The sequence below is a fragment of the Oribacterium sp. KHPX15 genome, assembly GCF_900107835.1.
Lineage (GTDB): Bacteria > Bacillota > Clostridia > Lachnospirales > Lachnospiraceae > Oribacterium.
Genome location: NZ_FNRG01000073.1, coordinates 1 through 2,024 on the forward strand (window position 1 = coordinate 1; position 2,024 = coordinate 2,024).

At 39.0% G+C, this 2,024-nt stretch carries 1 protein-coding gene; it reads left to right on the forward strand.

What is annotated here, in order from left to right; genetic code table 11:
• Positions 1-110 precede the first annotated feature (110 nt).
• Positions 111-1,826: an IS1634 family transposase gene (locus BLV86_RS17345; protein WP_090820089.1), complete on the forward strand. Its 1,716-nt coding sequence runs from the start codon at positions 111-113 to the stop codon at positions 1,824-1,826.
• Positions 1,827-2,024: the final 198 nt, after the last annotated feature.

Sequence of the window (2,024 nt, forward strand, 5' to 3'; positions counted from 1 at the left end):
GAGGCGCTCCACGCCTTATTTTTTTGTCAAATTTCAAATATTTGTAATGCGTAATTGCGTAATTTCTGATATAATTATATCAGATTCATTCTGTTGTTGGAGAATTCGATATGCGTATTACTAAATCCGGGAAAATATACTACATAATTCGTTCGATAAAGCGTGATGGAAAACGTTCATCAGAAGTTGTGGAGCGTCTTGGGACCGATGAAGAAATCATGGCTCTGCATAATTGCACAGACCCGCGTGCATGGGTAGATCAGCGTTTAAAAGAGCTTAATGAAGAAGAGAAAAAATCAATAACAAAAGTTTTGGTTCCTTTTGAATCTAAAACTCTTATTCCAATGGGCGAGAAAAAATCATTCAACGTGGGATACCTCTTTTTACAGCAGATCTACTATGATCTTTATCTGCCAAATATCTGTGAGCAGATCTCCAAAAGACACGGATTCCAATACGATCTGAACAGCATTCTTTCAAGACTGATCTACGGGCGTATTCTTTTTCCATCTTCAAAGCTTTCGTGTTATGAACAAGCAGGAAGTTTATTAGAGAAGCCTGAGTTTGAAGCACACCAGATTTACCGTGCATTATCTGTTATTGCTGATGAGTCTGATTACATTCAAAGTAAGCTTTATGAGTACAGCAAAAAAGTTTTAAAAAGGCAGACCGGAATACTGTACTATGACTGCACAAATTTCTTTTTTGAAATCGAAGAAGAAAGCGGTATGAAAAAATACGGCAAGAGCAAGGAACATCGTCCAAATCCGATTGTTCAAATGGGACTGTTCATGGACAAAACCGGAATACCTCTCGCATTCTGCATTAATGAAGGAAACAAAAATGAGCAGACTTCTCTCATACCTATGGAAAAGCAGCTATTTAAAGATTTCGCACTTTCAAAGTTTGTGGTCTGCACGGATGCCGGTCTATCTTCGGAGACAAACCGGATGTTTAACAACTTTGGCGGGCGATGCTTCATTACGACACAGTCTATAAAAAAGCTCAACAAAGAACTCAAAGACTGGTGTCTTGACCCTACGGGATGGAGACTGAAAGGTTCCAAAGAGAAGTTTGATATAAGAGAAATAGAAGAAAACGAGGATACACTTAATCTTATTTTTTATAAAGAAAAATGGGTTGAAGGATACGATGATGAACGAGGAGTTGAATTCAATCAGAATCTTGTGGTTACATACTCTATCAAATACCGGAACTATCTCCGCAAGATAAGAAAAAATCAGATCGATCATGCAATTCGCGCCATCAATAACAGCGACAAGATTGAGAAGCGAAATCAAAACGACTATCGCAGATTCATCAAAAAAACTGCCTTTACCAATGACGGTGAAATTGCAGAGAAAAAGAGTTATGACATCGATGATGATGTGATTTCAGAAGAAGAAAAGTATGACGGTTTTTATGCTGTTTATACAAACCTCGAAGATGATGCATCTGAGATCGCGAGAATAAATCATGACCGATGGGAAATTGAAGAATCTTTCCGAATAATGAAAACAGAATTCAAGGCAAGACCTGTGTATCTGCAACGTGACGATCGAATCAAAGCACACTTCTTAACATGCTTCATTTCACTTCTTATCTATCGAATCCTGGAGAAAAAACTGGACGATAAATATACCTGTGAAACTCTGATTAATACATTAAGCAGCATGAACATGGTCGATATTCATGAAGGATACATTCCAGCATATACAAGATGTGAAGTAACAGATGCCTTACATGCAAATGCAGGATTCCGAACCGATTATGAGATCATCAGAAAACGAGAAATGCGGGGTGTCTGCCGAAGATCCAAAGAATAATCATCGAAGCCCCTTTCGCGTTGGGGCGGGCCGTAAAAGTTGATACTGCCGAAACGCGCCGAGGGGTGGGCGAAAGGGGCAAAGATGATTTAGGAAAACAGAAAATTACGCACTTCGCGAAAATCAAGAAAAGTCTTGGAACTGGCTCATAGAGCCAATCCCAAGACTTAATAGACACTTGTACTGTCAAAGACAGGA

Excerpts from the sequence above, each read along its gene's own strand:
- BLV86_RS17345 (WP_090820089.1), top strand. The coding sequence starts at position 111 with ATGCGTATTACTAAATCCGGGAAAATATACTACATAATTCGTTCGATA.